The sequence below is a fragment of the Bradyrhizobium sp. Ken01 genome (genome assembly GCF_055807355.1).
In genome coordinates this window covers 1-5,305 of sequence record NZ_JBVVPC010000107.1, presented here as the reverse complement: position 1 = coordinate 5,305, position 5,305 = coordinate 1, and the positions used below count along the sequence as shown (strand labels likewise).

The window sequence follows — 5,305 nt, the reverse complement described above, 5'->3', positions numbered from 1 at the left end:
CACACGGTTTCCCGATTCTGGAATCCCCAGATGCCGCTCTGAGTCAATCCGCCGCACCAGATATGTGCATGCCCTAGGGCGAAGGCCGGGACCCATAACCACAAGGAGATGTTTGGCGAAGATTCTTAGTTGTTGTTCGGTACGAACACCGCGCTCCCTCGATAGATCACGCGGTATGGGTCCCGGCCTGCGCCGGGACGACGGCGGAGTGAACCTCACCGCCAGTGCAATAATTTGACCTCCAGCCAGTTGATCACCCTTCCCACAACCAACCCAAACACCGACAGGATCACCACGCCCGCGAGCAGCTGATCCGTCTGCATCAAATTGCCGGCCTGAAGCACGAACGCGCCGATGCCGTATTGCGCGCCGATCATCTCGGCGCTGACGACGAGCAGCAGCGCCACCGACGACGTGATGCGGAAGCCGGCGAGGATCGCGGGCAACGCGCCCGGCCACACCACCTTGCGCACGATGGTGGCGAACGGCACGTTGAAGCTCTGCGCCATGCGGATGAGATTGCGCGGCACCGCGTCGACGCCGCTATAGACCGAGATTGCGGTCGAGAAGAACACGCCAAGCGCAATGGTTGCGATCTTCGGCTCTTCGCCGATGCCGAGCCAGAGGATCAACAGCGGCAGCAGCGCGATCTTCGGGATCGGAAACAGCGCCGAGATGAAGGTGATGCCGACGCTGCGCGCCAGCCGCGACAGGCCGATGGCAAAGCCAACCGCGACACCGGCCGCCGTGCCGAGCAGCCAACCGACACCGATGCGCAGGAGCGACGCGGAAAGGTGCTGCCACAGCGCGCCAGAGATCGCGAGCTGGTAGATCGCACGCGCGATCGCCGATGGCGGCGGCAGGAACAGCGGATTGACGAGGCCGCTGCTGCCCGCCGCCTGCCAGATCGCAATGACCAGCGCGAGCGCGATCCAGCCGCCGAAACGGCTGCTCGCCGGCACGAAACCGGCGCCGCGAAAGCGGACGCGCCGGACGATTTCATCCTTCGCAGATGTTCCCACTGGCGCGCGATCAAGCATGCTGAACCTCGCGCTCGGCATCGATCGCCTCGTTGCGGATCAATGACCAGATCTGGTTCTGAAGCGCGAGCAGCTTTTCACGGGCTGCAATGTCACCGCGCTCAGTGCGCGTCATCGGCACCGCCACGACCTCGCGAATGCGGCCAGGACGCCGTGACAGCACCACGATGCGATCGGCAAGTCGCGCCGCCTCTTCGAGATTATGCGTGACATAGACCGCGCCCATGCCGCCGACGGCGAGCAGCCGGACGAAATCCTCCATCAGCAGTTCGCGGGTCTGCGAATCCAGCGCCGACAACGGCTCGTCCATCAGGAGGATGGCCGGCTTGACCGCAAGCGCGCGCGAAATGCCGACGCGCTGGCGCATGCCGCCGGAAAGCTGCTTCGGATAGGTCTTGCGAAAATCCGTCAGGCCGGTGCGGCGCAAGGCGTCGTCGACCAGCGCGCGGCGCTGTACGGCCGAGAGCTGGGTGTGCAGCAGCGGGAATTCGACGTTCTCCTCCACATTGGCCCAGGGCAGCAGCGCGAAGTCCTGGAACACGAAGGTGAGCGGATTGAGACTGTCCGCCGGCGGCGATCCACGCAGCTCGGGCGCGCCGGAGGTCGGCAGCAACAGGCCGCCGAGGATCGACAGCAGCGTGCTCTTGCCGCAGCCCGAGGGCCCCACGATCGCCACCACCTCGCCCGCGCTGACGGTGAACGAGACGTCGTCGAGCACGGCGAGATCGCCGAAGCGATGGGTGATGTGGTTGGCGGTCAGGTCCATGCGTTGCGTTCTAATCTCAATCCGCCTTCACGAATTCCTTGGCGATGATCGCGTTCGCGTCGAAGCCCTTGTCGGCAAAACCCTGCTCCTGGAGCCATTTGATCTGGTTGTCGACGTTCTTCACATCCAGCTTGCCGTCGGGATCGATATAGGCGCAATTGCCGACCACCTGCTCGACCGGGAGGTTCGTATACTTGGCGATGATCTCCAGCAGCGGCTTTGTCTTGTCATTGATCGGCGCGACGCCGTCCTTCATCGCGGCAAGGATGACGTCGTGATATTCGCGGTCGGCCTTTGCCAAAGCGCCGAGCAGCTTCGTCACCAGCACCTTGTTGGTCAGCGTCTTCGGTGAAGCGAACACCGCGCCCAATTGCCAGGGTGTCTCGTCGCCGACCCAGCCGAGGAACTTCGCACCGCCGTCGTCCATCAGCTTTCGCGCGGTGGAGATCGGCAGCAGCGCCGCATCCACCGTCTCGCCCTTCAGCGCGGCCGCCGCATTCGACAGCGATTGCAGCGGCACGATCTTCACGTCGGCGAGCTTGAAACCGTATTTGTCGGCAAGCAGGCCGAGCGAATAGTGAAAGGAGGAGCCGACCTGCGTCATCGCCACGCGCTTGCCCGCGAGGTCCTTCGGCGTCTTCAGACCGCTCGCATATGCGTTGTTGCTGGCGAAATAGCCGATCAGGGGATAGCCGGCCTTCTCGCGGCTCATGCCGCCGATCACCTTCAGCACGCCCTTGCCGGCGAGATTGTAAAGGCCGGCGGTAAAAGCGGTGACGCCGAAATCGATGTCGCCGGAGGTGGTGGCCACCGCGATCGGCTGCGCCGCATCGAAGAATTTCAGCTCGACGTCGAGGCCGGCCTCTCGGAAATAGCCCTTGTCCTGCGCGATGAAGACGGGCGCGGAGGAGGATAGCCTGAGCACGCCGATCCTGGCTTTCAGCGCGTCCTCGGCTCGGGCGGTGCCCATCGCTGTGATCGCCATCAGGCCAGCTAGCGCGAGCCGCACAATCCCGGTCATTTCGTTTCCTCCGCCGTCGATATCTTGCAGTCGGTTACAGGCCTTCGGGCACGGGCTGGTCCCGTCCGATAAAGGCGCCCTGTTGTTTCAACGTTTCCTGCAGCTTTTCAACGGGGATGTCACGCGGGATCCGGTTTCCGGAGAGCGCCAGCGCGGCGGCGGAACCGGCCGCCTCCCCCATCACGAAACAGGCACCGGAGACCCGGGCCGCCGACTGGCCCTCATGGGTCATCGAGGCGCAGCGGCCGGCGACCAGCAGATTGTCGACGCCTTCGGGCACCAGCATGCGGTAGGGCAGCTCGTTATAGCCACGCGATTCCGGGATCGGCGGGAAGGTGAAGACGACGTCGCCGGGGACATGGGCCTCGATCGGCCAGCCATTGACCCCGATGGAATCCTCGAACGACGCGCAGCCGAGCACGTCCTCGCCGCTGAGCTGATAGCCGCCATTGATGCGGCGGGTTTCGCGGATGCCGAGCTGCGGCGGCAGGTCGACGATGTAGGATTTTTCAAAGCCCGGCACGGTGCGCAGGAATTCGAACGCGGCGAGCGCCTGCTTGCGGCCCTCGATCTCGCCGCGGGTGAGATCGTCAGGCTCGATGCCGTTGATGGCATGGCCGTCCTCGCGCGCGACTTGCGTAAAGTTCACCCGCCATTCGATGCCGGATTTCTGCGGCCGCACGATCGCGCTCTTGCGCGGGAATGTGTGGGTACCGGCGGCGGTGGCCTGCTCCATCAATTGCGGGATGGTGCGCCAGGCATCGCCCGCCTTCGCCGGATCGATGCCGTTGAGGCGGAGCATCATCGAGGGATACATCGGATGGCCGTGCTCGTCGCCGAATTCGAACGGCGCGCCGGCCCAGACCGCGAGATCGCCGTCGCCGGAGCAATCGATGAAGATCTCCGATCGCACCGCCTGTCGGCCCGCCTTGGTCTCGACCATCAGGGCATCGATGCGGCTGTTATCGCCCATCACGACGCCTGCACCGAGCGCATGGAAAAGGATGTGCACCTTGTGACTGGCGAGCAGTTGGTCGGCCGCGATCTTGTAGGCGGCGGTGTCGTAGGCCTGGGCAAAGACCTTGCCGAGGATCAGATGCGGCGCGTTGAGCCCGTTCAAGCGGTCGATCCGAGCCAGCAGCTCGGACGCCATGCCCTGCACCAGCCGGTGCGCCTGGCCATAGACATTGCCGTGCAAACCACAAAAGTTGGTGACGCCGGCCGCGGTGCCCATGCCGCCGAGAAAGCCGTAGCGCTCGATCAAGAGCGTCTTCCGCCCAGCCCGCGCAGCTGAGGCCGCCGCGACGATGCCGGCCGGACCGCCGCCGAGCACGACGACTTCATATTCGCCATAAAGCGGCACCTGGCGTGCCGGTTCTTCGATCGTGGTGGCCTGCATGGCGCGTCCTGTCCCTGAAACTCTCTTGCTTGGGCCCGACTATGAATTAGCGCGTACCGAGCTACAATCCGCCAAAATAGACGATCAGCTTTCGCGAATCGAGAAAGGTGGAAAATGGACGTCCTCGTCAACTTGCAGGCGTTCCTCGCGACCGCCGACGCCGCCGGCTTCTCCGCGGCCGGGCGAAAACTCGGCGTCTCTACGTCGGTGGTGGCCAAGCGAGTCACGCAGCTGGAGGCGCGGATCGGCACGCCGCTTTTTCAGCGCTCGACCCGGCAGTTGCGGCTGACCGAGGCCGGCCAGCGCTACGTGCATCGCGCCCGCGCCGTCGTCACCGACGCCACCGACCTGCTCTCGCGCATGGGCGAGAAGGGCCATGATCTCGTCGATCACCTACGCATCAAGGCGCCGACCTCGCTGACGGTCGCGCGGCTTGCGGATGTCTTCACCGCTTTCCAGACCCAGAACCCGCGGCTCAAGCTCGATATCGTGCTGTTCGACCGTCCGGTCGATCCCGTCACCGAAGGCTTTGACATCGCTATCGGCGCCTTCCCGCATTCCTTTGGCGGTGTCGTCGACGAGCCCCTGTGCCCGCTGAAGCGGCTGCTCTGCGCCTCGCCCGCCTATCTGAAGAAACACGGCACGCCAAGACATCCGCGTGATCTGGTCGAGCATCGCTGTCTCAGCTTTCTGCCGACGGGGCCGGAGTGGATCTTTGACGGGCCGCGCGGCCGCATCAGCGTCCAAGTCAGCCCGCTGCTGTCCTGCAACGAGGGCCAAGTGCTGGCGCGCAGCGCCATCGCCGGCAACGGCATCGTGCTGATATCGGACTATCTCGTCGCGGACGCCTTGCGCAACGGCGCACTCAAGCCGGTTCTGCGCGAGTTTCCGATTCCGGAATTGTGGGTGAAGGCTGCGATCCCTGAACGGCGGCGCAATGCCGCCGCGGTGCAGGCGCTGCTCACACTGCTGAAAAGGTCACTGGCGGTGTCGCTGTGAAAGCCCGTAGATGGGGTAACGGGTCGGCCTCCGCGGCCAAGCCGCGCTAGCTACGGCGCTATGTGATGCGCGCGTCGCGC

5 protein-coding genes are annotated in these 5,305 nt (G+C 64.7%); 1 reads left to right on the top strand and 4 read right to left on the bottom strand.

What is annotated here, in order from left to right; all coding sequences use genetic code 11:
* Positions 1–215 precede the first annotated feature (215 nt).
* Genes AC0L3S_RS38700 through AC0L3S_RS38685 form a run of 4 tightly spaced genes read right to left on the bottom strand, consistent with a single transcriptional unit; the run spans position 216 to position 4,226 of the window.
* Entirely contained in the window at positions 216–1,040 is an 825-nt protein-coding gene (locus AC0L3S_RS38700; RefSeq protein ID WP_473285153.1) for an ABC transporter permease, read from the bottom strand.
* The gene (locus tag AC0L3S_RS38695; RefSeq protein ID WP_473285151.1) at positions 1,033–1,806 is read right to left on the bottom strand and encodes an ABC transporter ATP-binding protein; all 774 of its coding nucleotides are present in this window, start codon (positions 1,804–1,806) and stop codon (positions 1,033–1,035) included. Before AC0L3S_RS38695 ends, AC0L3S_RS38700 begins: the two co-directional genes overlap by 8 nt.
* Positions 1,807–1,822: 16 nt before the next feature.
* Positions 1,823–2,827 (bottom strand): ABC transporter substrate-binding protein, encoded by a 1,005-nt coding sequence (locus AC0L3S_RS38690; RefSeq protein WP_247405897.1) that lies wholly within the window; start codon positions 2,825–2,827, stop codon positions 1,823–1,825.
* Positions 2,828–2,861: 34 nt separating this feature from the next.
* Positions 2,862–4,226, bottom strand: a complete 1,365-nt coding sequence (locus AC0L3S_RS38685) for an FAD-dependent oxidoreductase (protein ID WP_473285148.1) — start codon at positions 4,224–4,226, stop codon at positions 2,862–2,864.
* A 114-nt stretch (positions 4,227–4,340) separates the two neighbouring features.
* On the opposite strand from AC0L3S_RS38685, the gene AC0L3S_RS38680 reads away from it, so the two are divergent.
* Entirely contained in the window at positions 4,341–5,225 is an 885-nt protein-coding gene (locus tag AC0L3S_RS38680) for a LysR family transcriptional regulator (RefSeq protein WP_473285146.1), read from the top strand.
* The last annotated feature ends 80 nt before the right edge of the window (positions 5,226–5,305 follow it).

Coding starts and splice junctions, on each gene's coding strand:
- AC0L3S_RS38695 (WP_473285151.1), bottom strand. CDS start 1,806: ATGGACCTGACCGCCAACCACATCACCCATCGCTTCGGCGATCTCGCC.
- AC0L3S_RS38685 (WP_473285148.1), bottom strand. CDS start 4,226: ATGCAGGCCACCACGATCGAAGAACCGGCACGCCAGGTGCCGCTTTAT.
- AC0L3S_RS38700 (WP_473285153.1), bottom strand. CDS start 1,040: ATGCTTGATCGCGCGCCAGTGGGAACATCTGCGAAGGATGAAATCGTC.
- AC0L3S_RS38680 (WP_473285146.1), top strand. CDS start 4,341: ATGGACGTCCTCGTCAACTTGCAGGCGTTCCTCGCGACCGCCGACGCC.
- AC0L3S_RS38690 (WP_247405897.1), bottom strand. CDS start 2,827: ATGACCGGGATTGTGCGGCTCGCGCTAGCTGGCCTGATGGCGATCACA.